This is a genomic window from Levilactobacillus yiduensis, assembly GCF_024718525.1.
Taxonomy (GTDB): domain Bacteria; phylum Bacillota; class Bacilli; order Lactobacillales; family Lactobacillaceae; genus Levilactobacillus; species Levilactobacillus yiduensis.
This window is the reverse complement of record NZ_JAMXAZ010000026.1, coordinates 1-21,103: the sequence shown is the minus strand read 5'-3', so window position 1 is coordinate 21,103 and position 21,103 is coordinate 1. Positions and strand designations below refer to the sequence as shown.

At 45.2% G+C, this 21,103-nt stretch carries 38 protein-coding genes and 1 pseudogene; 4 read left to right on the top strand and 35 right to left on the bottom strand.

Features of this window, described 5'->3' with window-relative positions:
- Positions 1–13 precede the first annotated feature (13 nt).
- From NGM66_RS12010 to NGM66_RS11860, 31 genes are all read right to left on the bottom strand, one after another.
- Positions 14–148 carry a hypothetical protein gene (locus NGM66_RS12010; protein WP_258115735.1) on the bottom strand — a complete coding sequence of 45 codons (135 nt, stop codon included), beginning with the start codon at positions 146–148 and terminating at the stop codon, positions 14–16.
- Positions 149–225: 77 nt separating this feature from the next.
- Positions 226–606, bottom strand: a complete 381-nt coding sequence (locus NGM66_RS12005) for a phage tail tube assembly chaperone (protein WP_168868665.1) — start codon at positions 604–606, stop codon at positions 226–228.
- A gap of 89 nt (positions 607–695) precedes the next feature.
- The gene (locus tag NGM66_RS12000) at positions 696–1,355 is read right to left on the bottom strand and encodes a phage tail protein (protein ID WP_258115734.1); all 660 of its coding nucleotides are present in this window, start codon (positions 1,353–1,355) and stop codon (positions 696–698) included.
- Positions 1,356–1,365: 10 nt separating this feature from the next.
- Positions 1,366–1,734, bottom strand: a complete 369-nt coding sequence (locus NGM66_RS11995; RefSeq protein WP_168868667.1) for a DUF806 family protein — start codon at positions 1,732–1,734, stop codon at positions 1,366–1,368.
- Position 1,735: 1 nt separating this feature from the next.
- A complete protein-coding gene (locus tag NGM66_RS11990; RefSeq protein ID WP_258115733.1) occupies positions 1,736–2,149 on the bottom strand; it encodes an HK97-gp10 family putative phage morphogenesis protein in 414 nt (137 codons plus the stop codon).
- A 4-nt stretch (positions 2,150–2,153) separates the two neighbouring features.
- Complete coding sequence (locus NGM66_RS11985) at positions 2,154–2,507, bottom strand: phage head closure protein (RefSeq protein WP_168868669.1); 354 nt, start codon at positions 2,505–2,507, stop codon at positions 2,154–2,156.
- Positions 2,494–2,760 carry a head-tail connector protein gene (locus NGM66_RS11980; protein ID WP_258115732.1) on the bottom strand — a complete coding sequence of 89 codons (267 nt, stop codon included), beginning with the start codon at positions 2,758–2,760 and terminating at the stop codon, positions 2,494–2,496. Before NGM66_RS11980 ends, NGM66_RS11985 begins: the two co-directional genes overlap by 14 nt.
- Before the next feature lie 35 nt (positions 2,761–2,795).
- Positions 2,796–3,986, bottom strand: coding sequence for a phage major capsid protein (locus NGM66_RS11975; protein ID WP_258115731.1), 1,191 nt, complete (start codon positions 3,984–3,986; stop codon positions 2,796–2,798).
- Positions 3,986–4,684 (bottom strand): head maturation protease, ClpP-related, encoded by a 699-nt coding sequence (locus tag NGM66_RS11970; RefSeq protein ID WP_168868672.1) that lies wholly within the window; start codon positions 4,682–4,684, stop codon positions 3,986–3,988. Before NGM66_RS11970 ends, NGM66_RS11975 begins: the two co-directional genes overlap by 1 nt.
- Entirely contained in the window at positions 4,685–5,833 is a 1,149-nt protein-coding gene (locus NGM66_RS11965) for a phage portal protein (RefSeq protein WP_168868673.1), read from the bottom strand.
- Between the two features lie 16 nt (positions 5,834–5,849).
- The gene (locus NGM66_RS11960) at positions 5,850–6,041 is read right to left on the bottom strand and encodes a hypothetical protein (protein WP_258115730.1); all 192 of its coding nucleotides are present in this window, start codon (positions 6,039–6,041) and stop codon (positions 5,850–5,852) included.
- Positions 6,042–6,052: 11 nt separating this feature from the next.
- Positions 6,053–7,927 carry a terminase large subunit gene (locus NGM66_RS11955; protein ID WP_258115729.1) on the bottom strand — a complete coding sequence of 625 codons (1,875 nt, stop codon included), beginning with the start codon at positions 7,925–7,927 and terminating at the stop codon, positions 6,053–6,055.
- Positions 7,928–7,948: 21 nt separating this feature from the next.
- Positions 7,949–8,401, bottom strand: a complete 453-nt coding sequence (locus NGM66_RS11950; protein WP_258115728.1) for a phage terminase small subunit P27 family — start codon at positions 8,399–8,401, stop codon at positions 7,949–7,951.
- 97 nt (positions 8,402–8,498) lie between these two features.
- Complete coding sequence (locus NGM66_RS11945; protein WP_168868677.1) at positions 8,499–9,080, bottom strand: HNH endonuclease; 582 nt, start codon at positions 9,078–9,080, stop codon at positions 8,499–8,501.
- A complete protein-coding gene (locus NGM66_RS11940; RefSeq protein WP_168868678.1) occupies positions 9,080–9,253 on the bottom strand; it encodes a hypothetical protein in 174 nt (57 codons plus the stop codon). Before NGM66_RS11940 ends, NGM66_RS11945 begins: the two co-directional genes overlap by 1 nt.
- Before the next feature lie 297 nt (positions 9,254–9,550).
- A complete protein-coding gene (locus tag NGM66_RS11935; protein WP_168868679.1) occupies positions 9,551–9,976 on the bottom strand; it encodes a DUF722 domain-containing protein in 426 nt (141 codons plus the stop codon).
- 12 nt (positions 9,977–9,988) lie between these two features.
- Positions 9,989–10,204, bottom strand: a complete 216-nt coding sequence (locus NGM66_RS11930; protein WP_168868680.1) for a hypothetical protein — start codon at positions 10,202–10,204, stop codon at positions 9,989–9,991.
- An 8-nt stretch (positions 10,205–10,212) separates the two neighbouring features.
- Positions 10,213–10,410 (bottom strand): hypothetical protein, encoded by a 198-nt coding sequence (locus NGM66_RS11925; RefSeq protein WP_168868681.1) that lies wholly within the window; start codon positions 10,408–10,410, stop codon positions 10,213–10,215.
- Positions 10,391–10,891 (bottom strand): DUF1642 domain-containing protein, encoded by a 501-nt coding sequence (locus tag NGM66_RS11920; protein WP_233670534.1) that lies wholly within the window; start codon positions 10,889–10,891, stop codon positions 10,391–10,393. Before NGM66_RS11920 ends, NGM66_RS11925 begins: the two co-directional genes overlap by 20 nt.
- A gap of 122 nt (positions 10,892–11,013) precedes the next feature.
- The gene (locus NGM66_RS11915) at positions 11,014–11,430 is read right to left on the bottom strand and encodes a YopX family phage-derived protein (protein ID WP_258115727.1); all 417 of its coding nucleotides are present in this window, start codon (positions 11,428–11,430) and stop codon (positions 11,014–11,016) included.
- Positions 11,431–11,579: 149 nt separating this feature from the next.
- Positions 11,580–11,999, bottom strand: a complete 420-nt coding sequence (locus NGM66_RS11910) for a hypothetical protein (RefSeq protein WP_258115726.1) — start codon at positions 11,997–11,999, stop codon at positions 11,580–11,582.
- 170 nt (positions 12,000–12,169) lie between these two features.
- Entirely contained in the window at positions 12,170–12,940 is a 771-nt protein-coding gene (locus NGM66_RS11905) for an ATP-binding protein (RefSeq protein ID WP_168868684.1), read from the bottom strand.
- A 1-nt stretch (position 12,941) separates the two neighbouring features.
- A complete protein-coding gene (locus tag NGM66_RS11900; protein ID WP_168868685.1) occupies positions 12,942–13,682 on the bottom strand; it encodes a replication protein in 741 nt (246 codons plus the stop codon).
- A 33-nt stretch (positions 13,683–13,715) separates the two neighbouring features.
- A complete protein-coding gene (locus NGM66_RS11895) occupies positions 13,716–14,039 on the bottom strand; it encodes a hypothetical protein (protein WP_168868686.1) in 324 nt (107 codons plus the stop codon).
- Positions 14,032–14,721 (bottom strand): putative HNHc nuclease, encoded by a 690-nt coding sequence (locus NGM66_RS11890; RefSeq protein WP_258115725.1) that lies wholly within the window; start codon positions 14,719–14,721, stop codon positions 14,032–14,034. The genes NGM66_RS11895 and NGM66_RS11890 overlap by 8 nt, the downstream gene beginning before the upstream one ends.
- Positions 14,722–14,735: 14 nt before the next feature.
- Entirely contained in the window at positions 14,736–15,167 is a 432-nt protein-coding gene (gene ssb, locus NGM66_RS11885) for a single-stranded DNA-binding protein (RefSeq protein WP_258115724.1), read from the bottom strand.
- The gene (locus tag NGM66_RS11880) at positions 15,160–15,813 is read right to left on the bottom strand and encodes an ERF family protein (protein WP_258115723.1); all 654 of its coding nucleotides are present in this window, start codon (positions 15,811–15,813) and stop codon (positions 15,160–15,162) included. Before NGM66_RS11880 ends, ssb begins: the two co-directional genes overlap by 8 nt.
- Positions 15,814–15,822: 9 nt before the next feature.
- Entirely contained in the window at positions 15,823–16,308 is a 486-nt protein-coding gene (locus NGM66_RS11875; RefSeq protein ID WP_258115722.1) for a siphovirus Gp157 family protein, read from the bottom strand.
- A gap of 2 nt (positions 16,309–16,310) precedes the next feature.
- A complete protein-coding gene (locus NGM66_RS11870) occupies positions 16,311–16,559 on the bottom strand; it encodes a hypothetical protein (RefSeq protein ID WP_258115721.1) in 249 nt (82 codons plus the stop codon).
- Positions 16,550–16,672 carry a hypothetical protein gene (locus NGM66_RS11865; RefSeq protein ID WP_258115720.1) on the bottom strand — a complete coding sequence of 41 codons (123 nt, stop codon included), beginning with the start codon at positions 16,670–16,672 and terminating at the stop codon, positions 16,550–16,552. Before NGM66_RS11865 ends, NGM66_RS11870 begins: the two co-directional genes overlap by 10 nt.
- Positions 16,669–16,872 (bottom strand): hypothetical protein, encoded by a 204-nt coding sequence (locus tag NGM66_RS11860; protein WP_258115719.1) that lies wholly within the window; start codon positions 16,870–16,872, stop codon positions 16,669–16,671. Before NGM66_RS11860 ends, NGM66_RS11865 begins: the two co-directional genes overlap by 4 nt.
- A gap of 327 nt (positions 16,873–17,199) precedes the next feature.
- On the opposite strand from NGM66_RS11860, the gene NGM66_RS11855 reads away from it, so the two are divergent.
- Positions 17,200–17,688, top strand: a complete 489-nt coding sequence (locus NGM66_RS11855) for a hypothetical protein (protein WP_258115718.1) — start codon at positions 17,200–17,202, stop codon at positions 17,686–17,688.
- On the opposite strand, the gene NGM66_RS11850 is transcribed toward NGM66_RS11855, so the two are convergent.
- The 3 genes from NGM66_RS11850 to NGM66_RS11840 are packed head-to-tail and all read right to left on the bottom strand — an operon-like array spanning position 17,666 to position 18,891.
- A complete protein-coding gene (locus NGM66_RS11850; RefSeq protein ID WP_039106800.1) occupies positions 17,666–17,890 on the bottom strand; it encodes a protein-tyrosine phosphatase family protein in 225 nt (74 codons plus the stop codon). The genes NGM66_RS11855 and NGM66_RS11850 overlap by 23 nt on opposite strands.
- Before the next feature lie 34 nt (positions 17,891–17,924).
- Positions 17,925–18,635, bottom strand: a complete 711-nt coding sequence (locus NGM66_RS11845) for a Rha family transcriptional regulator (protein WP_258115717.1) — start codon at positions 18,633–18,635, stop codon at positions 17,925–17,927.
- 19 nt (positions 18,636–18,654) lie between these two features.
- The gene (locus tag NGM66_RS11840) at positions 18,655–18,891 is read right to left on the bottom strand and encodes a helix-turn-helix domain-containing protein (RefSeq protein WP_258115716.1); all 237 of its coding nucleotides are present in this window, start codon (positions 18,889–18,891) and stop codon (positions 18,655–18,657) included.
- 153 nt (positions 18,892–19,044) lie between these two features.
- Between NGM66_RS11840 and NGM66_RS11835 the strand changes: the two genes are divergently transcribed.
- The 3 genes from NGM66_RS11835 (at position 19,045) to NGM66_RS11825 (ending at position 20,576) form a co-directional block, all read left to right on the top strand.
- Positions 19,045–19,752: a helix-turn-helix domain-containing protein gene (locus NGM66_RS11835; RefSeq protein ID WP_258115715.1), complete on the top strand. Its 708-nt coding sequence runs from the start codon at positions 19,045–19,047 to the stop codon at positions 19,750–19,752.
- A 126-nt stretch (positions 19,753–19,878) separates the two neighbouring features.
- Positions 19,879–20,190, top strand: coding sequence for a CENP-N/CHL4 family protein (locus NGM66_RS11830; RefSeq protein WP_258115714.1), 312 nt, complete (start codon positions 19,879–19,881; stop codon positions 20,188–20,190).
- Positions 20,191–20,288: 98 nt separating this feature from the next.
- On the top strand, positions 20,289–20,576 hold the full coding sequence (locus NGM66_RS11825; protein ID WP_258115713.1) for a hypothetical protein: 288 nt from the start codon (positions 20,289–20,291) through the stop codon (positions 20,574–20,576).
- On the opposite strand, the pseudogene NGM66_RS11820 reads toward NGM66_RS11825, so the two are convergent.
- Positions 20,573–21,025: pseudogene (locus tag NGM66_RS11820) on the bottom strand (IS30-like element ISLsa1 family transposase); the annotation flags it as partial. The gene NGM66_RS11825 and the pseudogene NGM66_RS11820 sit on opposite strands and share 4 nt — an antisense overlap.
- Positions 21,026–21,103 lie beyond the last annotated feature (78 nt).

Sequence of the window (21,103 nt, the reverse complement as noted above, 5' to 3'; positions counted from 1 at the left end):
TTAGCGACTTCCTCTATCCCATAGCCCGCAACTGTTTCAGGAATGCTGCGGGGTCAACAACTGGCCGGTCTTTCTCAGGACGGGCTAAAAGCACATCGTTGAAGCGATAGAAGTCTTGGTCGTCAAAGTCTTCTGGGGTCATGTGCATGTTAATGAGGGCTTGTTGCGCATTGTAGTCAAATTCTTCAATTTGATTGGACAGCTCGTTAACTTGCCGGCGCGCTTTTATTTTTTTTCGGTGTCACTCAATTCTGAATTGTCGGTAGATTCTTTCTTTTGAGCGTCTTCCACTTCGGTGATGTCTTGGTGTTGGATACCTGCGATAATCGTCTGAATCAACTTGCCGGTTTCATCAGTTGTCAAGTCACCCAGAGCGTGCTTTTCCTTGGTCTTAAGCCGCAGCATGTCGGTGATGTAGTCAGTCATGGCTTGGTTGGCTTCAATAGCGGCATCCAGCATGTCCATGTCGCTGGCGTCATCGGGCATAGCTTCAACCTTGAGCAGTTGCTTTTGAATAACCAGCGTTTTTTGGAAGTTGCGGTTGGATTCTTTAATCTCAACGGGTTCTTTGATACCTAAAACTTTTGCATTTACCTTAACTGTCATAATTTATGACCTCGCTTTTAGAATTTTTGTTTACACCAGAAAAAAGGCAACCGCGTCAGTGCGATTGCCAATTTCTGAACTATTAGAGTCTAGGCGCTCTTACCGTCCCCTGAATCGGACGTTTGCGAGCCAGAACCACCAGCAGGGGTGGTGTCGGTCGTGTCACTAGCACCTGGGAAAATTTCATCAATCAAGTTCTTATCGATGAAACCTTCATCAGCGGCGTAGTACGTCTTCATCATGTGCCCGTTTGAACCAGCCAATGGGTTGTACGTCAATGCGTCTGCAACCCGTGATTGGTGTTCATTGGACGTTTGCAGGTTCTTGTCGCCCTGGGTCATGTTCCCATCGTAGAAGCAGTAATGAATTTCATTACCAGCTAAATCGGAACTGATCAAGTCCATGGCGATATGGGGGAGAACGCCGGACGCATTATCTAAGTAACCGCCCTTACCGTCTGATTCTTCACCCAACGCCTTTTCCAAAATTTCATGCGGCAAGTTGTTGAAGCTGGCCGCAACACTTGGTTGTGACTTACCAACAGATTGGTCTTGCAGAATGTCGTTACCCCAAACCTTGGTAACACTTGGTGCAATACCAGTAATGTTTGCTTCACTCAGACCTTGTGCAACCCGGCCGCGAGCGTCAAAAATACCATTCTCTGAGAACCCGTCTTCACCAGCAATAACCTTACCAGTCTTGGGGTCAATTAAGGCCATTCGCAGACCTTTGATACCAACAGTAGCCATTTATAACACCTCAAATTAATTTATTTTTTGCAACGTAGATAACCTTGGTCGTTTGCCCCGTGTCAGGGTCAATCGAATGGGCGCGCGCCGTTGTAATACGCCAGCCCTTAGATTCAAGCTCTTTCATGAGTTGAATTTCTAGGTCACCAACGTCTTGGTCAAAACTCAACGAGTAGAAAATTTCAATCTCAACGCCGTACGTGGCGGCATTAAAAGTATCGTTTCCCCACACATTAAGCTCCGTCGTCGACTCGGTGACTAGTGCTATCGTGTCCGTGGTATTTGCGCTCGCGTCTTCGGGCAGTAACCCGGTGTACACGGCGTTTATCCATGGGACACTCTCAAGAATTTTGCTGACTTCGATCGTGGGTAGTGCCATTTCAGTCACCCCACTTTCTACGGACAAGCTCTTGATACTTGGCCGCTTCGGCAGCAATAACTTTATTCTTTGCGTCCTGACGAGCAACATCAACAAAGTGGTCGCCCCGGATACGCTTAGTCCCGTCATTTAGGAACCGGGCAATGTACGCTTTGTTGACGGTGAACCCCACCGTGCTGGCACCGGTCTTGTCGCCGTCAATGTCAGTTCGCTGGTAGGTCACAGCGTCCGCAAGGTGAGTGTCGTCCTGACCGGTAACGTGAACCCGGTAGTGCTTGCGTTTGGTCGTATCTCGCAAGTGGTAGGACAACACCTTAGCCCCGGCTCCCGTAACAGTCGCAGTTTCCGAAGGCGTCAAGTGAACGGTTTGCTGCACGTTGTCTAGCCAAGTCGTCAATGCTTTATTTAGGTCCATGCGGCTACCCCCCTTTGACGGTATCGGACTTTTCCAGGGTGATAAAATCGAAGGCGATATAGTTGTTGGTGTCGTCATGCGAGATATTCGCAATCCGATACAGCTTGCCGTCATCAAGTTTCACCCGCAGTTGTTCGTCTAGCGCTGAGTTGCGGCGTACAGCGATAGTGCGCGTCTCTTCCATGCCAGCCTGCTTAGCCGCAAATAGCTGAGACGCTGACCGGGTACGGTACTCGGCCCACAACGCAAACGATTCAACGAACGACTTAACCGGGGCGCCCGTGTTGGGATTGGTAGCTTGCTTGATGGTGCCGAAGTGGGCGCGGTGAACCAGTTGATGTGGTCTAATCTTGACCATTGTCAGCACCCCACATTCGCCCACGCAGGTGGTTAATCATCATGCTAAGACCCTTGTTAGTACCTACCCCGGTCGAACGATCGTAGTAGTAGCAAGAAACGTAGGTCTTCACGGCACGGTCAAACAGTGGGTACTTTTCGTACTCTTCCACGGGCAAATTGTAATTGACCGCGGAACGCACGTAGTCCGTACCTTCATCAATCAGAGATTGCAAAATATGCTCTTCACCATCTAAGTGAAGTTCTTCTTGCATTTCGCTAACAGTCACGGCCAATTTCAGTCACCCCTTTACTTAGCGTCAGCGGTTGGTGCAGTAGCAGCGCTTGAAGACTTCACTGCCGTGTTGGTCAGGAAGTAACCGGCGTCGGCGTCAGCAACCTTAACGTCATAGCGCAGAGCACCCATCAGGTACTGGCCGTAAACCTTGTCATCAGCCCAGCTTAAGGAGACTTCTTGGCGGTCAGCGAACAAAATAGCCCGGTTCAAGTCACCGATAAAGGCCAATTGGTCACCAGCCTTGCCCAGCAACGTGTCAGAGATACGAACGACCCGAACGCCTGTGAGTACACCGATGCTTGGCGTCGTGATGTCTTGGTGGAAAATGTACTGGCCGTTGTTGTCCTTCAAAGTGTCCAACGTGTTGTACAGAGATTGCGTTGCGACAATCGTTGGTGCATATGCCGGGTCAAGGGATACGTTCAGAATGCCCTTGATCGTATCAACGATGTTGGTGTCGGTGGAAGCAACGGCGGTGAAGCCTTGCAAAACCTTGGCAATGTCGGCGTTGGTGGTGTTTACGGACTTTTCGCCCATGTTCTTACCAACCAAGCCAGTCAGGTCAACTTGAGAATCGTCAATGGCTTCTTGAGACAGCGGAATTGCGCCCCGGCGAGTCAAAACCTTCCAATCAACGTCTTGGAAGTCTGGTTCTGCCAGTGCTGGGTTCTCCTTGAGTTCTTCAATGCTTGGGAACGTGTCAGTGGCACGCTTAAGAATTGGGTAAGACCCGGACGGCGTGGTAACAGGAACGACATTTACAAGTTGCTTCAAGTCAACAACAGTGTTAACTTCACTCTGTGGATTGTAAATGATTTCTTCGGGAACCAATGGTTCAGCTTCGGTTGACGTGACTTGCAATGCGGCAGTGTCCTTGATGGCACCCTTAGAATGCAAGAAGTCGTTAAGCGCATGCTTTTCAGCAGACAGCTTATTTTCAGTAACAGGCACTTTCTTGGCCCCCTTCTTAGTCTTGGCAGAATTGCCAGCGATATGGCTGGCAACTTGGTCTGATTCTGCGGTTTCCCGTTGCGTCTTCAATTCGGCAAAACGGGCTTGTTCATTATCGCGGTCAGACTTCAATGCGGCCATGTTTTCGGGACTAAACTTGTCATCAAGTAAGCCCTCAGTGATTTTGGCGTTGATGGCGGTCAACTTTTCTTGTGAGTCCGTCATGGCGTCCTTAATTTCAGATAAATTCATTACTTTACACCTCTCAAAATATTTAATTTCTGTTGCAGTACAGTGTCGTGAACCGGCTCAGTTTTTGGCTTAACCGTCGGCTTCTTGTCGGTGGCGAGCATGTTTCTAAACTTGACGACAGCCGACTTGGCCGGGATAGAAGACGCGGACGCAACGGCTTGTAGCGTGTCAGCTGAGTCATCAAATAAAATCTTGTCGGCAAAGCCATAATCCTTGGCTTGCTCGGCCGTGAGCCACGTTTCTTTATTCATCAAGTCCAGCAGGTCGTCCTTGGCCATGCCTGTCTTGGCGACATAAGCGTTGGCGATTGACTTGTTGATGTTGTCCAACACCCCAGCCTTGTGGGCCATGGTATTAGTGTCACCTTCAACCGCTGAACTGGCATTGTGGATCATGAGTTGGGCCGTTGGCGACATCGAAACGGTATCGCCGGCCATGGTGATAACGCTGGCCGCACTAGCCGCAATGCCCGTGACTGTGACGTTGACCTTGCCAGAGTAATTTTTCAGCTCGGTAAATATGTCACTAGCCGCGAACACATCGCCGCCGTAGGAACTAATGGTCACATCAACATCAGCACCATCAGCGGCAGTAAGCGCGTCACTGACTGCCGCGGGACTGATACTATCCATGCCAAACCAGTTGTAGAAGCTGGCGGTCTCGTTGTCTACTACGTCACCAGTAAGTTTGATTGTCATTTACTCACCCCCTTTCGTTGGGTCATTACCTACGTCAAAATCTGGTGTGTCTACCGGGATAAACCCGACTGACTTAAGAATATGAGTTGCTTGCACACCCTCTAGGGCGTCGTTTTTGGTCAAGTCTGAAATGGTGGCGGCGTACTGACTGTAGTCAGGATCAATCGCCGGTTGCATGTCCAGGTCAACGCCGACACCTAACTTCATGGTCAGCTCACTACTCAAGGCGTAGATGTACTTGTTCAGCGCTTGAGAATAGGTTGAACGAACCTGGTCAATGTTACTGTGGGCCGACTCGTTATTTAAGAAGTCTTGTGGCACCCCAAACGCCTTAGCCACCTGGTTACGCGTATAGCTGACTGAGTTCAGCAAGTTGGCAATGTTGCTGTCAATCTGCGGCGTTGAGTACGTAGCCGTGGGGTCCATGACCATGACCCGGCCGGCATTGGCTCCTGAGTTGGCGCGCTCAAATTCTCGGCGAACGTTCTCTTTGGCTTCGGGGTCAACCCCACCAGCAGCAAGTGTAAGAATACCGCTTGGCCGAATAGCCTGGTTCAGTGACTTCAAAGCCATATCGTTGGCTTTGTCCTGAATGTTCAGGTCGCCGACCAGTGATTGCAGGGGACTGACACCGATAAACTTGTTGTCGCTCAGGTTGGACAGCAGCTTAAAGTGAAGCATTTGACCGGCGGGAATCGTTACCGTGCCCCGATTGTCATAGTACGTAACCTTGTAGTTAACATTTTGCTCGCCATCATCAATGATAATCTGAACCTGTGGCGGCGTTACCTGCTCAAAGTGGTGTAGGCGGCCGCTGGCGTCCAGGTTCATGACCACGTAGGCGTTGCCGTTTAGCAGTAGCGCCCCGGTGACGGATTGCCAAAAATTGTATGAATTAATGATTGGATTAGGCGCGTTCAGCTTATGCAACAAGAAGTCGTTGGCTGATACAAACTTGCAACTGGAAACGTCCGCTGAAATTAAGTTGACCACACTGTATATGTCTGAGTTCTTGAGGGCGGCGCTGGCCGTGGCGTAGCTGGCCGACTTGACGACCTGGCCGTTCACAATCAGGAATGGTTGGTAGTCAGAACTGGGCACCCATGCCCGATTACTGAACCGGCGCTTGAATGGATTAGTGAACTTCAATTAATCTCACCCCCTTTCAGTCGTCGCTACTACCGAATAGAAATGCGGTCGCAATTAGCATGACACCCAGTACAATATTTCCGACTGCTTTACTAAATACCGAAACGCCGGCGTAAATAGTGGCAATACCCATGATGTAGAGCCACATTGGTAGTGACTCGCTAATTAATTCGGCTGCTTTGAGGAACCCTTGTAATGCTCGTTTCATGTCGTCACTCCCTAAAAGCTGTAATTTTTGTAAAAGCTGTTGATGTCGTCTTGCTTCCAACCGGCAAATGGGTCATCGGTGCCGCGGTCGTCCCGTGAGACACCTTCAAAGTGAAGCATGGCTTCATAGAAGCAGTTTATGATGGCGTCCACGCAGTCGATTTTGTCGGTGGCAAGGTTCTTATCTATTTTGATACCGTTATTGTCAACCAGCGTAACGGCGTTGGTCATGCCGGCCTGCATTACCCGATCATCAAACATGGTAATGTGTCCGTTTTGCATTTCATGCCGGAAAAATGAGGTAGGCTCGTCAAGTGATTTTGTCCCTTGCCGAACTGGCTCAATTAGCCAATTGTTTTCTTGATCTAGCTTGTAAATAAAGACCTTATCGCGCCAAGGGTCATATAGGAATGACTGTACTTGCAGGTCATGAATTTCTACAAAATCAAGTAGCCAGTTGTAGACGTCTGAATAATCAATATCGCCGCCGACTGTATGCGAGATAGTCGCGAACCCGCGCCGTTCTTCTTCGCGGTAAGCAATGCCGTCTTGGTTTTCCTTGATAGCAATACTCTGTTGTGTCCGAGAAGTAGGAATAAAGGAATGCTGGTAGATGTGAAACTTGTGTTCCCCAGTGTCCTCGTCAGTGTACGGGAAGACGAACGCTAAGCTGGTGTCGTCGCTGTACTGTGACGCGTCAAAGCCAATGTAAACTTCCCGACCGGCAATATTGAAGCTGTCGCGCGGAATGATTGAAGCGGTGATGTCCTTCAAGTCCAGGTAACGGTTCTCTTTTTCGTTCAACCACATATTCATGTTCTTGGTTTGAAAATCGCCAATCGTACCAGCCAGCATATCGCTGTCGCGTTTGTCAATCAGACCCCCGAGAAGCTCACGTTTCTGCTCAGGCGAGTTTAGCAGCGGGTTACTCTTAGCCCAGGTCTCAGGCTTCTGAGTTTCCTTGAGGTCGTCTTGCGCCCATACCAGACACAGGTAAGTGTCGGCTTCCCGCTTATAGTCTTCTTCCATGGCTTTCGTCATCATTCGCTGGTCGTCATAGAATGGCACTTTCGGGTCAGGGTATGACGTTGAAATTTGAATGTACCGCCGGTCGGCAATCTTAATCTGACCGGATAGAATCTTAGATGTCTTGGCCCGATTCTTGAGTTCCCCGACTTCGTCAACGATTGCAGTACGGAAATGGAAACTATCGAATTGGCCCGACTCAAAGCTGACGGCCCGAATGACGTTGTTGCTTTTTTTCATAATGATCTGGTCGTTTTGGAGCATGAGACCAGATTGCTTGGCCAGTGTCTTGAATGGCTCAATCTCGGTGACCTTGCGCAACATCGTTTTCAGATAACCGAGTAGCTTGCTGGTTTGCTTCCAGTTGATTGACGCAACCAGGTAGTCCTGGTTGGACAGGCCCAGCGAGTCAAGCAGAAAAGTGTAGGCCATAATAATCGCGGCAATCATCGTCTTACCCTGCGCCCGACCAACTGAGATTAGCGACTTGGTAAAACGAACGCCGCCCGTCTTGGTTTTCCAGCCAAACAACTCGGCCATGATAAACTGTTGCCAACCGAGTAAGTGAACTGGGTCGCCGCTGTCAACGTCAGGGGTCACGCTTGCAAAGAGCAGTGCCTTGTTCACGGCGTCCGGATCATAGACGAACGGAAAATCAGGTTGGCCCTGCCGCTGTAAATCGCGCAAGTGGCGAAATGCCGCGAGCTTCATCAAATAGCCGGTAACCTCTTTTCCGTCAAGCACTTTGAAGGCGTACTCAGTACCGGGGTCGGTGAAGTGACCACGTAAATCATTGAACGCTGCGTCAGAACACGCCTGAGCAACGTCTTTTGTCTTGGAAATATCAATCTTTTTCAACATTGCTCACCCCTTTCTATCCGGCTACTTTTTGCCGAAGAACTTGGCTAAATCCGCAGCCACATTTTCGTCACCGTCATTACCGGCCGACTGAATTAATTCTTGTCGGCTTGCTGGCGTCAACCCCAATTCATTGCCGAGCTGTTTCAGGCGGCTGGTAGCAGAATCTAAAATCTGAGTCGCAGGGTTTCGCTTAAACCCAACAAAATCAGTCGCAACAATCTCACCGGTAACTGGGCTTAGTGCCGTCTTGTAGGCTTTCTTGGATTGGCCATTCTCAGAAACGTTCTCGTAGGCTTCCCGCATGGATTGGTAGTTAATGCAGAACGCTTCAACGATACTGCTGTCAAGCTGAGTAACGTTTAAGTCTTGCTTGTTCAAAACTGGCACAATGGCTGACCACATATCACGCGCAATGCCTTGCAAGTAGTCAGGCGGTGTTGCACTAAGACGTGCACTTTTCTTTTTTGCTGTCATTATCTAACCCCCTTACCAAAAGTGATTTTTAAATTGAAAATTTTTATAAGACAACTCCATTGGTATGCGGAACGGCCGCTCAGGCCTAGGCGGCCCCCTAATTTTTCAGGACGCGTTGCCAGTCCAGTCGGCTCATTCTTTGAAGTTTCTTGTCGCTCGTCTTTGCTTCTTGGCGAGACTTTTTATTGTGGCATTTTCCGCACAGCGTCCACAGGTTTGAACTTGCAACTCGTTCCTTATTGGAGCACAACCGCAGTGGAACGATATGGTCAACGTACATGCGTTGTTCTGACCTGCCACACACCTGACAACAGCCAATGTCTCGGTTATAGACTGCGGAACGAACCGCGAGCCACTGCTTTGAACGGTAGAACTTTGCCCGCGAACTTTGTGCCAGCTCTTTGCCAGAATCTTTGGCCGAAACTTTTAAGCCAAAACTCTTTGCCAGCTCGTCGGCCGCAGTGTCCTGGGCGTCAACCGGTTCAGCGAAACGCTTGGTTGTGTCATAGTGCTTGGTCTGTCGCCGACGGTGGTACTCATATGCGCGAGCGGCAACACCAGTTGAATGGCGGTGCAGGTATGCTTGATAGTGGGCGTTGTAATGCTTGGTGCAGTAGCGATACTTGAGCGGTATCATCTCACGGCAACCAGGCTCACCACATCGGTGTACTAATGGCATTAGTCGTCACCACGCTTGTGATGATTGGTGTTGTCCCACAGGTCATGCCAGACCGCCAGCAGTGACGCCACCAGAACCAGAAACGCAATCAGATACAATGGCAGCAGCAGAATGCCTAGCGCGATTGACCACAGGCCAGTCAGCTCACCGAACAACAGCACTATGAATATCATGAATAGTAACCCGATCATGTTGCACACCCACTTTCAAGTAATAAAAAAGACGCAGCACCGGCCACGTCTTGTATGTATGGCTGGGGAAGGAAATAGGAACCCAGCCGTTTGGAGGAGACACAGGTGATAATTAGGAAGGTTTGCGGTGCATTGGATTACACCGCTATTGGTGCAGTGGGAGTTGAACCCGTATCTTCTTTACTCTGCCGTTGAGCTATGCACGCCCATTTCATCAATCGCTTATGGTACCAATTTACACCCAAATTAGGGGTCAATTTTCTCGGTTTTTTCCACTTTTCACAAATCGTATAGTCCTAATCCTTTAGCACACTTTTTTATAAACAAGTTTTTCAGCTTATATGCTCGTGACTTACCAACGCTCAACATGTTGTTTTCGACCATTCCTGTTAAGGTATAGCGTGGATATTTTCGAAAATATTGTTCATCAATAATTGCTTGCGTATCGGGCCCAACTTCATCCAGACAGTCATCGATAACCTGACGCTGCTTCTTCAGTGCATTAATCCGTTTGTCCTCATCTAGTGTGATAATTAGCCGGTCTGCGCTATCGTTGAACCCGTTTTGTGCCCGACCGCCGCCAACGTTCTCATCAACCGGCGTTACCGGATAACGTAACTCCTGTTCGCGCTGTTCAATGTACTTATCAATCTTAGGATAATCACGTAGAATATCCTCTACCGTTCTAATCGTCGATCGTTTCACCCATCATTCCTCCTAAAATGGCCGTGTAAGCTCGTGTAGCACGTTAGTAATCTCCGCATTGCTCAGCATACCCAAAGCAATGTAAACTTCCTTAGGAACGCTGTGATTGCTTAATTTTGATTGGAATACAGCTAGTCCCATAAGCACATCATCTTTTGGCACTAATGATTCCAGATAGCTAAGTAACATACGCTGGTTACCGTTCATTACGTCTCGTGTTTTATCCATACGTCCTCCTACATGAATACCATCGACAGCTCATGGATAACCTGGTTGCGTTCCTTTGCTGACAACTTATTAATCGCGTTGCGCTGGCTGTTGCTCAGCTTGGTAAAGTGATTGCCACACCACACTAACGCCTGTGCCACATCGCCGCCATAGCTTGCCATGCCTTGCAGCACGTAATTTCGATACTCAATCTGTTCGTGTGTCATGCTGTGCCTCCACTTGATACCCGTCTAGCCACGCGCGTACAAATGCGTCTTGTATGCTAATCCATTGGCTACGAGTGCTATAATTACAGAAATAATACCTAGTCTTGGAAGACATTAATGTTTCGTCAAATGCAGACGCGATCGCCTGATCGTTACGCTTACATTCCTCGATCCAATCAGCGACACATTTAGGAATAACTGGCAACTCAGCATAAGTTTTTTTGAACATATCATCAGGAATCGCATGAATATCTTCTCCATATTTGATAATCCAATCGCCAATTTCAAATACAACTTCATTGGGGTCTTCTTTTGGATCATCTGAATCATCTTCATTAATTAGGATCGAATAGTAGACTGGATCATGTGTTAACGCATCAACCAAACTATTATCTGAAATTACCTTTTGTCCAAAAATATACTTTTGGCTCCCATCAAACTGTTCAGCTTCAACTGGTTGTTTCTGATATATCTTAATCATGCTGTGCCTCCAATAGCCGTTTAACTCGTCGCCAACGTGGCTTGCTTTGATTGATTGGCTTGCAAAATAATGTGTTGATATGCTGTGCGCCGTTCAGTGCCAGCCAAAGTTGAAAATTCCATTTAATCATGCTGCGCCTCCAATAGTTCTGGGTTCGTATGCACGTTCCCAATGACTTCAATCTCATTAATATGGTCACTAACTAGCATCTCATTCCCAGTAGCCAAGTCTTCTCCAAGGATATAGCTATTGCCATCCTCCATAATAACTTGTGAAATTTTAGGTTGAGCATACTTATAGCTAGACTTAACAATATCCCCAACATATATTTCCTTGCCATTGGCATCTTTCAGGCCGGTAAACTGCTCCAATTTAAGCTGGCTATTGTCTCCAACAGGGCCATCATTTCCACCTTGCACATTACCATCAGCAGCACTAGCTTCAACCCAGTACGCGTTGCCATCTATAAAGTCTATACAGTCGACTTGTAGAATTTTATGCTGCGTTTCGTCCCACACTCTAAATGTTGGTGTCATCATTCGTCCTCCCAATCTCAACATCACTCGGTGCCACCTCAATATGCCTGTGGCTGCCTTTAACTTTAATCATTGCCGATCGGCTATTGCCACGAACGATCCAGCATATCCATGTGGCAGGCTGTTTAGCGTTGCGCCGGTGGTAATACACCTTATCGCTGTGCTTCATTGTCTGCCTCTCGTAGTTTCTCTCGCATGCAGCGCACCCAATCCTTATCACGGTGCATAGCACCAGCCACTCCTTTGTTGTTAGGCTTATTCGTGTGTTTGACGTTGTATTTCAGTTGTGTCAGCTCATCTGGTGTGGCTTGGTAATCCAATTCGTCACGTTTTCGCATTCTGTCACGTAATTGCTGTATATATTTCGGTTTATTGGACCGTTCTTGTGCAATATATTTGTTGGTATATCCGTGTAAAATCATGTGGCGCAGCACATTATTTTCTGCTGTGTGTTCTTCCTCAGTTTGACCGCGGATCTCTTTTTTAATGTCTTCCGGCCAATCATCTGGATCGTCGCCATAATTGGCATAAGCCTCCCTGATTGCGGCCGCCATTTTCTTGTTTGATGACATACACCTCTACCCCTTTCTCAATAGTCGTTTTGTCTCGTTCCTTAGTTCTTCAAATTCAAGTTTACGCCGTTCTTTCAAAACTTCATTGCAATTAGGACATGGGCTAGCTGTGACGGTGCTTGCCGTGCAGTGGTGAAAAACGCCAGTGCCATGACACAATGGACATTCACTCATACGTGACGCACCCCTTTCATGCCGTCAAAAATAAGTTGCTGTTCCGGGTTGTCTGGATATACGCGATCAATGAACTTGCCTTCATACATCTGTTTTAGCTGTCCTTTGGTGTTGTTGGTTGTAATGATGGTGATACCCTTAGCGGTGTTGTGATTAAAATCAACTCTAGCGTTAGACACCCGATACATGATGTCTTGCAGATCCTTGTGAACCGGTTTAATGTTACCAGTCATACCGCCTTCCGTGCCAAAATCATCTAGTACCAACACATCAACCTCAATCATTGAACGCGTTATGTTGAGTAGTTTGGAACGGATTGAAGTGTCCTCATATTTGTCATTGACCATTCTTAGCAGCTCGGCAGTTGATACAAACATGCCACTACGTCCATGGCTCATCAGGTGGTCCAACATAGCTAGTGCTAAAGACGTTTTGCCAACGCCACGATCACCCATCATAGCCACATTGAAGTTTTGGTTTTCTAATTGCTTAGCCAACACGAATGCCTTCTTGCCTAATGACTTAGCTAAGTGTGGATTGTCCTGCTTAGCAATATCCCAGTTGCCAAACGAGAATTTTAGCGGTATGTTTCCTGACCAGACCGAGTAGCTATAGTACCGGGCCATTTTGTCCCGTTTCAATTGTTGAGTTGCTTGTTCGGCCGTCTTACGATCTAATTCTTCTTTAGTCGGCAAGTGGTTCAGGTCAACATGGTGGGCATTGGCTAACCGTTTAATATATCCCTGGTCAAAAGTAACGTGCTCCATGCTAACCTCCTGTCCAATACTCGCGGCCCTCATGTTTTGGTTCAGTCGATACTTGATACTCATCATCAAATCGGCCATTGAACCATGTAGATCCATCCATAGGGCGATACCAATCTTTATTTTGAGCAATATATTGCTTGTACAGTTTTAGCTGAGTGAAAAGATAATCGTTGGAATGCTTTGCTGATTTTTTACGCCAAGCTTTGTAATGGTTAAACGCTTGCTTTTTTCCCTTTTTGTTGGGATAAGCTGACCAGATTTCCTCAAAGTCAGACTCAATTGAGGAAGGTGCAGCGACAGCTGCACTATTCTCTTTTGTAGTCTCTGTAGTAGTCTCTGGTAGTCTATTGGTATTGGTCTGCTCATTTTGATCACCTGCATGTGAGCAATTTGAGCACCTCGTATGATCATTTTGATCACATGCTTTGTTCATACGCTGATAATCAATTCGATACCATTTTGTTTTGTCAAAGCCAGCTTTATTATAGTTTCCACTGACCAAGTAACCTTGCTTCTCTAAGCTGTTAATTGTCCTTCGTAGTGTAACCTTGCTAAAGAACGGAAATTGTTTGTGCCATTCGTCATAACTGTTATAAACCCATTTATATCCATCTCTGTTATTACCAGAACGCTGTAACCAGTAGTGGAATTGTTGCAATACAATTGCCTCTTTTAAACCAACTCTTACTGCTAGTGTAGGCAAGACTTGTAATGGCGGCTCACTAATTAAAAGGTTGTTCATCTATATCACCTCATCGATAAATACGATTAACAATTACATTTCCACTTTTACGTTCAGCTTATTTAGGTGACGCTTTAAGGACGCATTCACTTTTTCTTGAATTTCATCTAAATCAACGACCACTGTTTGCGCTGTAGTAGCTGCCGCAACTTTTTCGTCAACCAGACTGTAAACTAACTTGCGCGCCCAGCCCTCACTATCGCCATATCCATTACCAGTAGCAAAAGCTTGATTGATAGCAGATTTTGTAGCAGTTTCAATCTTCTTGGCAATCATTTGGTCAACAACTTTTTTATTGTCTTTAAGATAGTCACGATATGCCTGTTCAATTTGTTTGTCTGTCAATAATTCAGTCATAAATTCCTCTAACTCCAATCTTTCTCAACGTCTCTTCGTCCAACTTAATCCCGGCAACTGGAATGTGATACTTCTCGCCAAACGCTGTCGGCCCGATTTTGTGCCATTCTGTATGGTGCTCACGACACAAACAGTTAACTCGTAGTTGCGTATGGTCAAGATGATTCCGATCGCGGCCAGATCCAACCGTATCAACGTGGTTAATATCCGAATGTTCACGGCCACACACCATGCACCGACGATGCCGGCAACACTGATATTGGTAATACTCTTGCTCTCTCGGTAGCAATTCATAGCCTTGTTTGAACGGTACACGCCACGTAAACATGAAGTCGATAACTAGGTCGAGTAACACGTTAGCGTCGCTCACGGACGATTCTGTCGTGTCTGACAGGCTAATCTCATTACCGTTGGTATACTCACGATATTGGCCATAAAACATTGCTTTCAGGAAGTCTTGTGGCACCACGAAGTAATCAGTAATATCATTTAGCAGGGCAAAAAATAGGCGTCGTTGTTGCGGTCTAGCTTTGCGTGTGTCGGCTAGTTCCCAATCCAGGTAAAGTTGGTCACGCGAACCGCTAACGGTCTCGATATGGTCTAAATTTGGCTGATGGTCAAGCTCAACTAACAAGTATGACTTGCCATTACGTTCAAAGTATTTTGATCGTGACCGCTGCATTTAATCACCTCAAATCAGAATGGTAACTGATCATCCTGAATGTCAACATTGCCAGCGTTGTTAGCAAACGGATCACTTGTATTATTTTGCGGCCGATTGTTTTGATAACTACCGTTACCAGTAGAGTTCTTTGATTCCAAGAACGAGAAGTCCTCCACGACCACTTCAGTCACGTATACGCGTTGGCCTTGCTTATTTTCATAGTTGCGTGTTTGAATACGGCCTTCAATGCCTACCAGAGATCCTTTGTGGAAGAAGTTAGCAAAGTTTTCTGCCGACTTACGCCAGATAACGCAACTAACAAAATCAGCTTCACGCTCACCTTGTTGGTTGGTGAATCGCCGATCAACGGCCAGATTGAAAGTAGCTACAGCAGCACCGCCTTGTGTATACCGTAAATCCACATCACGGGTTAGTCGTCCGGTCAAAACTACTCGATTAATCATTAGAATTCCCCTTCTCACTTTGTTTTTTTAATTGAGCAGTCACTAGGCTGATCAGTTGGTTAGCACCATCATGCGTCAAATCGTTGACCTGGCTAACGTTTAATTTTTCCAGATAACCGTTTCTAACAGCTTCAATTGGGGCGCTTGCTGCCTTACTCATTGCCTCAAACAATCCATTAAGTGTTGTGGCCTGCTGTTTAGTTACAGGCAGGGGTTGACGATTGTTTTGTTGTGCCGTACGGTTGCTAGGAGCCGCTTTAGTTGCTTGTTGTCCATCGTCATCTTTAGACGCGGATACGCCGAATGCGGCTGATAAACTATATCGTCGTGCATAAGTTTCAGCAGAGCCGAATGCCTGCGCGTCTTTACGCTGTACTGGCATGCTAAGCGGATTGTAAATAATGTACTCGCCACTAGCATCAAACAGCATAGTCGTAATAGAAACACCATTAGGATCGCTGGTCGCTTCCTGCGTATAACCTAACGACTCTGGCAACGCTCCATCTACTGCAGCGGTTAGGTCTTCCAAAGTTACATAATTTCCATAATGGCTTTTTCCATCTTTACTTGGCTGTGCTTTGAGTAAATTCTTACGGAATTGTGCCATACTAGTAGCCAAGTTTTTAATTGATTCGCTTTTTTCCATGTTTGCCTCCTACTTAATTCGAATTGACCGTGTCTGTACCAGCTTGGCGCCAGGAACCTCTTCACCATCATTGAGTGCCTGTTTAATGGCCGTTTTATTCAGTTTCTTTTCTACCTCAGTAAATTCACCAGGAATAAGTTTATCGTCCGTCACAGCAACACTAACGGGGTTATTTTGAATCCAAATAGACAGGTCAATATCTTTGATTTTGTCCTTGCCTGCTGATTCCATTCCGTGCTGTAATGCTAATTTCAACCGGCTAATATTGTTGGACAACGCACGCATTCGTTCTTGATCGTGTTTAATTTTATCTGCAAGTTGCTTTTTATCAGCTACCAGCTGATTAATAACTTTGCCGTAGCCAATTGCTTTGTCAGCGATGCTGTCTTGTAAACTTTCAATTGTGTCAGCAAACAGCTGCTGATCTTCTGGTTTGGCACTATTGGCCAGTTCAACGACATGCAATAAGTTGCCCTCAAGTTCGTATAGGTTCATGCTTATTCCTCCGTTCGTAACTGTTCTAATCGCTGATTAGTGCGGTCAAGCTTAACTGCCAAATGCCGCTTATACTTTTCGTCAGTGGCGTGTTCCAGACAATTCCGTAAATCCGTTGCCAATGTTTCCAGCGCCTCAACGTGAGCGTTATGCTCTAAGATCGCTTGCTCCTCGTCAGTCTGGTTAATGCGCGTGACCACAGGCGTAGAAAATTTTCGGTCATATTCCGCGCTTGTTCCGCCTAAAGCCATTGCCAACGCCCCGCTTTCTGAGTAGAATTGTCATAGAATAGTTTTGACAAACGTTTCATCTTTTCGAGTCCTGGGCTGTCCCCCAGGGCTATTTTTTTATGTCCTAATTTCATCGATCAACGACCTCCAATCCGCTAGTAAACATTTCAAATGGCTCATGTCCACGCTGCTTAATGACAGCAATTTTCTTGTTCGACTTTCCGTAAACGTCTGGCTTGAGTTCTACTACTTTACCAACACCAGCAGACACCACCTTGATACCTGCGGCATACGTATCTTCGTAACTGACCTTGTCACCAACATTAATTTTCATGTTGATCCTCCATTCCAAAGAAGTCTTTCCAAAATGGTGCCCATCCGCCGGCACGTACCACTGACTTCCGTAGCTGATAACCGGCTGAGGCGATCAATACAATTACTGTTAGCCAGAAGGCTAGAAAGCCAACTAGCAGATAAGTTTCGTACATATAACCATTCCTTTCTTATCTTGTAATCAGCAACGTAACAATCACTGATACAACTGCTGGAATCAATACTCGGCTGATGATCAGCCATGTAAATTCGTGACTATTTTTTTGCAAATTATATTTTCCTTTCAGTTGTATACTTGAGTTATTCCAATTAATCGAGGTGAATTAAAATGAAGTTTAGACAAGCGCAGTTGTTAGAGTATGCCCTGAAAGTCTTTCCAGAGTTATTTAAACAACCGGGAATAACTCAGATACCTGTTTATAAAATTGTATGGAAAATTGATGATGACTTAGTGACTGCCAACACTTACCAAACGGATTCGTATGATAATCCCGTGACTAAATACGTTATGAGTGACGGCACTATCAATACTGACAGATGGTCCACTTCCGATATAACTTCGGACCTCTATCGAGTACGAAAAATTTTGTTTGATAATTACGGCCATCAATATAGTGATCCCTTCGCTATTTATAAATCACCATCACTACTGTGTCAGGAACTAGTTGAAAAATATTCAAATTTTGATATTGGCGAACAAACTGGAAAATGTAATTTGTTTAACGTCAAATATCTAAAAAACAATGCTGAATTGCCTTTCTTATTACTCGATCCTGATACTGAGCTAAAAATAGTTAGTTTAATTTCAGAAAGTTAGATTCATACTTGATTTTGTCGTAGGCATATTGAAGACTGGCGTATGCGTCATCATACGTTAAGCCTTCTTTTTTTAACAAGCTCACGATTTTTTCACCAGACTCTTGTGTGTTATCTGAAAACAAATCACTAACTGAATTTTCTCTTTTAAATCTTGTCAGGTACGCGTCCTTTTGACCTTCGTAAGACGTTTTCTTTGCCATTTGTTTCGTCTCCTTTTGTAATCTATTAATCAAGCTATGCTGTCTGCTCAATACGTGGCAAAATTCCTTTCGATTTCAGGAAACTGTATAAGAACTCTTGCCCCTTTTGTGTCCACTTCATGGTGTTGCGTACCTTTTCAATACCATCACTGTTGGTGTATCCGTAGGGTTCGACATGTGTGTAGCCTTGATCCTGATACTTGGCATACAGCAGCCATGTCTTACCTTGCTTGTATTGAATGCCTAAGCCATGCAGTAGCTTATTAAACTCACGCGTTGAGTAGCCGTAGTTCTTAGCGATTACCGATGTTGTTTCCAACCCTGGATTAGCTAACATCTTGTCGGTGTAGTCTGCTTTAGGCTGCAGCACTGAAATTTTCTCTGCTTGGTCAGCGGCCAAACGTAATGCTTCTGGCAACGTAGATGGAACTTGGAATTTAACTTGCTGTTCCATCTCGTTGAACGCATCAATGTACTGAAGTTTAAATTGCAGTGCCTTGTCTCCTGTGAAGCCCATTGCTAACAAGGTAAATCCGTCGCGATTCATGTAATACATTGGATATTGCTTACCACGATTTTCATAAGTTCCTGTAGCAAACATCTCGCGGCTCAATTTTGAGCCACCAGATTCCAGTAGCTTATCAATGTCTCTCATGATATTTTTGTGTTCTTTCTCAAACGTATCTGCTACCTGCAAGCTGCTAGTAACTGCTTGTTGGTCTTTCATGATTACTAAGTCGTTCATGTGGTTCATTCCTTTCTAGTCAACTTGCCAATTTGTCAACTTCACGATTAAATTTTTTTACTACAGACAATAAGACTAAAAAGTCTATGCCCGTAGCATTTGCCATTTTGTCAAGCTGTATTGCTGATATATTGGATGGATTAACTCTCAGCTTATATAGATAAGAAATGTCAATTCCCATTTTATTGGCAATATAATTCATTCTCAAACCAGTAGATACAAGCTTTTCGTCTAATGGCTTATATGTCTTTCCCATCGCCTTGCCTCCTTCCTTATTACAATATCTAGTATATATCTTGTTGCCAATTTGTCAATAAAAAATTGCCGATTTGTCAAAAAATATATTGCTTATTTGTCAAAAAACGGTAAACTAAAGTAGTAATAAAAAATTCTGAAAGGAATGGTAAACATGGCTAAAGTAGTTCTTCCTCAAATGATTGATTACTACAGAAAGCAAAACAACATGACCATGGCTGAATTAGGAAGCAAACTTGGAAAAACTACTTCCGCCATTTCACGTTGGATATCAGGAAGTAGAAGCCCCATGGTCGATGATTTGGAACGACTGTCTGATTTATTTAATGTTGATATAAAAACATTAATGTACGGTGCCGATGATGATTATGCTGATATGATTTTGAAAGTCGTTTCTAAGCTATCTGTTGACCAGCAAAAAGATGTTTATTCATTCGCAAAGGAAAAGTTGTCATCTTCTAGTAAATCTAACGTCATCAAGTTCCCTAAAGACGATGACACCCTCGAAATTACGGCAAACGGTGTCCTCTCTGCTGGTGTTGGTGAGTTCCTTGATGATTCTACTAAGCCATTCACTGTAACCGTACATAAGCCCGTACCTAGCAATTACGACTATGCCTTCCAGATCAACGGCCACTCAATGGAGCCTGTCTACCAGGATAAGCAAGTTGTTTTCGTCAAAAAGGAAGACGATTACCGTGATGGTCAGATCATTGCTGCGGTTATGGACGGTTGCGCGTATCTGAAAAAGCTGTCAGTAGTTGATGGTGAGGCTACGCTGGTATCACTCAATCCACAATATCCTAATATCAAAGTTGATAAAGAGACTGGCGTCAAAGTATTAGGCGTTGTATTTTCATAAGTCCCCTACATGGGGACTTATCTTAGCGCTCAAAAAGAACATACGTTTGATTAGCCGGGTGGTTGGTCATAGGTCCGAGTCCTATGTAATCAGTTGATTCACAACTTAAATATGGAGGCTGTTACTATGACAACATTTGAATTAGAAGAATACTTGGAAGCAAACAGTCAGATTGTCGATAATTTTCGAGATAAATATACTGCGTTCCTAACCGAACAAAACGCAGACCGCCCCACCAATAAAAAGTGGAGTAGTCTGCGCATTAAAAATGAGACCAGCAGTGCTGTCATCAAATTCATTAGCAATATCCAAGCCAAATTGAGTTCAGCCATGAAGCCCCGTCAGCGAAAATCTTATGATGGCTGGGTTGATTATATGGAACGCAATGAAACCATTGATAGCTTGGAAGAATCCCTAATGGATCTGGATTTTGTTTAAATAAATACCGTCAATTCTCATGATTAGCGGTATTATAACTATATAAGACCAGATACGGAAGTCGGTAAAAGCTGGACCCGTTCTAGGAGAATAATGCTATGGGACTTTTTAAATCTGCTGAAGAAAAGCAAGAACAACAAGAACAAAAAATACAATCATTTCTACATTTGAAGGGTCTGGAATCATTGGACCCAGAAACACATAAGCTGGTCAAAAACATAACAGATGAGCTATTCATGAATGGATATTTTAAGGCATTCACTTCCCTTAATATGACCAATGCAGAGAATGCCATGTTAAATGACCTAAACGCCGTAGTTGAACAAAATTGGTTACTAATAAAACAAAACGATATGATTTATTCTCAAGGCAAATTACAAGTTTAATCCGAACAAGCCCGGAATCTTTCAATGGCAGTCTGTTGATGATGTATTTTTAATGGTCGTTGATTAATTAGTTCAAGTGCTGCTAGGATCTCATCAGTCGTTACTTGGCTAAAATTGGTCTTTTTCGGGAAGAACCAGCGTAACCGTCTATTAAAATATTCATTGGAACCTCGCTCCCATGGTGAATATGGATGGCAAAAATAAACTTTGATCTGATAATCCTGTTCTAAGGCCTGATAATTGGCAAACTCTTTACCATGATCAACAGTAATGGATTTTACTTGGGGACCGAAGGCCCCCATAAACTTGCCAAAGGCGGTGTTTAGAGCCTTAGCCGTTCTATTAGGGGCTTTGATGGCCCATAGAAGTCGGGTCTTACGTTCTACGAATGTAACCAGACATGATCGTGACTCACTTCGACTAGAAAGCACCGTATCTACTTCCCAATGACTGTCAAGGGCAGTTTAAAAATGTAGGTTTTCGGCAGAAAGAAATGTAGGTTTTCGGCAGTTACTTGAGGCCACGTA

Coding starts and splice junctions, on each gene's coding strand:
- NGM66_RS12010 (WP_258115735.1), bottom strand. CDS start 148: ATGCACATGACCCCAGAAGACTTTGACGACCAAGACTTCTATCGCTTC.
- NGM66_RS12005 (WP_168868665.1), bottom strand. CDS start 606: ATGACAGTTAAGGTAAATGCAAAAGTTTTAGGTATCAAAGAACCCGTT.
- NGM66_RS12000 (WP_258115734.1), bottom strand. CDS start 1,355: ATGGCTACTGTTGGTATCAAAGGTCTGCGAATGGCCTTAATTGACCCC.
- NGM66_RS11995 (WP_168868667.1), bottom strand. CDS start 1,734: ATGGCACTACCCACGATCGAAGTCAGCAAAATTCTTGAGAGTGTCCCA.
- NGM66_RS11990 (WP_258115733.1), bottom strand. CDS start 2,149: ATGGACCTAAATAAAGCATTGACGACTTGGCTAGACAACGTGCAGCAA.
- NGM66_RS11985 (WP_168868669.1), bottom strand. CDS start 2,507: ATGGTCAAGATTAGACCACATCAACTGGTTCACCGCGCCCACTTCGGC.
- NGM66_RS11980 (WP_258115732.1), bottom strand. CDS start 2,760: ATGCAAGAAGAACTTCACTTAGATGGTGAAGAGCATATTTTGCAATCT.
- NGM66_RS11975 (WP_258115731.1), bottom strand. CDS start 3,986: ATGAATTTATCTGAAATTAAGGACGCCATGACGGACTCACAAGAAAAG.
- NGM66_RS11970 (WP_168868672.1), bottom strand. CDS start 4,684: ATGACAATCAAACTTACTGGTGACGTAGTAGACAACGAGACCGCCAGC.
- NGM66_RS11960 (WP_258115730.1), bottom strand. CDS start 6,041: ATGAAACGAGCATTACAAGGGTTCCTCAAAGCAGCCGAATTAATTAGC.
- NGM66_RS11955 (WP_258115729.1), bottom strand. CDS start 7,927: ATGTTGAAAAAGATTGATATTTCCAAGACAAAAGACGTTGCTCAGGCG.
- NGM66_RS11950 (WP_258115728.1), bottom strand. CDS start 8,401: ATGACAGCAAAAAAGAAAAGTGCACGTCTTAGTGCAACACCGCCTGAC.
- NGM66_RS11945 (WP_168868677.1), bottom strand. CDS start 9,080: ATGCCATTAGTACACCGATGTGGTGAGCCTGGTTGCCGTGAGATGATA.
- NGM66_RS11940 (WP_168868678.1), bottom strand. CDS start 9,253: ATGATATTCATAGTGCTGTTGTTCGGTGAGCTGACTGGCCTGTGGTCA.
- NGM66_RS11930 (WP_168868680.1), bottom strand. CDS start 10,204: ATGGATAAAACACGAGACGTAATGAACGGTAACCAGCGTATGTTACTT.
- NGM66_RS11925 (WP_168868681.1), bottom strand. CDS start 10,410: ATGACACACGAACAGATTGAGTATCGAAATTACGTGCTGCAAGGCATG.
- NGM66_RS11920 (WP_233670534.1), bottom strand. CDS start 10,891: ATGATTAAGATATATCAGAAACAACCAGTTGAAGCTGAACAGTTTGAT.
- NGM66_RS11915 (WP_258115727.1), bottom strand. CDS start 11,430: ATGATGACACCAACATTTAGAGTGTGGGACGAAACGCAGCATAAAATT.
- NGM66_RS11910 (WP_258115726.1), bottom strand. CDS start 11,999: ATGTCATCAAACAAGAAAATGGCGGCCGCAATCAGGGAGGCTTATGCC.
- NGM66_RS11905 (WP_168868684.1), bottom strand. CDS start 12,940: ATGGAGCACGTTACTTTTGACCAGGGATATATTAAACGGTTAGCCAAT.
- NGM66_RS11900 (WP_168868685.1), bottom strand. CDS start 13,682: ATGAACAACCTTTTAATTAGTGAGCCGCCATTACAAGTCTTGCCTACA.
- NGM66_RS11895 (WP_168868686.1), bottom strand. CDS start 14,039: ATGACTGAATTATTGACAGACAAACAAATTGAACAGGCATATCGTGAC.
- NGM66_RS11890 (WP_258115725.1), bottom strand. CDS start 14,721: ATGCAGCGGTCACGATCAAAATACTTTGAACGTAATGGCAAGTCATAC.
- ssb (WP_258115724.1), bottom strand. CDS start 15,167: ATGATTAATCGAGTAGTTTTGACCGGACGACTAACCCGTGATGTGGAT.
- NGM66_RS11880 (WP_258115723.1), bottom strand. CDS start 15,813: ATGGAAAAAAGCGAATCAATTAAAAACTTGGCTACTAGTATGGCACAA.
- NGM66_RS11875 (WP_258115722.1), bottom strand. CDS start 16,308: ATGAACCTATACGAACTTGAGGGCAACTTATTGCATGTCGTTGAACTG.
- NGM66_RS11870 (WP_258115721.1), bottom strand. CDS start 16,559: ATGGCTTTAGGCGGAACAAGCGCGGAATATGACCGAAAATTTTCTACG.
- NGM66_RS11865 (WP_258115720.1), bottom strand. CDS start 16,672: ATGAAATTAGGACATAAAAAAATAGCCCTGGGGGACAGCCCAGGACTC.
- NGM66_RS11860 (WP_258115719.1), bottom strand. CDS start 16,872: ATGAAAATTAATGTTGGTGACAAGGTCAGTTACGAAGATACGTATGCC.
- NGM66_RS11855 (WP_258115718.1), top strand. CDS start 17,200: ATGAAGTTTAGACAAGCGCAGTTGTTAGAGTATGCCCTGAAAGTCTTT.
- NGM66_RS11850 (WP_039106800.1), bottom strand. CDS start 17,890: ATGGCAAAGAAAACGTCTTACGAAGGTCAAAAGGACGCGTACCTGACA.
- NGM66_RS11845 (WP_258115717.1), bottom strand. CDS start 18,635: ATGAACGACTTAGTAATCATGAAAGACCAACAAGCAGTTACTAGCAGC.
- NGM66_RS11840 (WP_258115716.1), bottom strand. CDS start 18,891: ATGGGAAAGACATATAAGCCATTAGACGAAAAGCTTGTATCTACTGGT.
- NGM66_RS11835 (WP_258115715.1), top strand. CDS start 19,045: ATGGCTAAAGTAGTTCTTCCTCAAATGATTGATTACTACAGAAAGCAA.
- NGM66_RS11830 (WP_258115714.1), top strand. CDS start 19,879: ATGACAACATTTGAATTAGAAGAATACTTGGAAGCAAACAGTCAGATT.
- NGM66_RS11825 (WP_258115713.1), top strand. CDS start 20,289: ATGGGACTTTTTAAATCTGCTGAAGAAAAGCAAGAACAACAAGAACAA.